At 63.0% G+C, this 238-nt stretch carries 1 protein-coding gene; it reads right to left on the reverse strand.

All coding sequences use genetic code 11. The annotated features are described in order from the left end of the window. The coding region (locus BN1800_RS40020) for a TCP-1/cpn60 chaperonin family protein (protein WP_280174009.1) at positions 1–238 on the reverse strand (238 nt) is incomplete at both ends.

Genomic DNA, 238 nt, shown 5'->3' on the forward strand with positions numbered 1-238 from the left:
TTCGAGCGCGCGTTTGAGGATTTGCACGCCGGTTCGTTCGTCCCCCTCGCATCGGGCCTCTTCTTGCGTGAGCGCATCAGAGCAGCGCAACAACCCGATCCCGCCTCCTGGCAGAATGCCTTCGGCCACCGCAGCCTTGGTCGCATTGATGGCATCGTCGAGTGCTTCCTTCTTCGTCTTCATCTCCGCCTCAGTGGCAGCTCCGACCTTGACGACCGCCACGCCGCCGGAGAGCTTC

Source organism: Rhizobium sullae (assembly GCF_900169785.1).
Taxonomy (GTDB): domain Bacteria; phylum Pseudomonadota; class Alphaproteobacteria; order Rhizobiales; family Rhizobiaceae; genus Rhizobium; species Rhizobium sullae.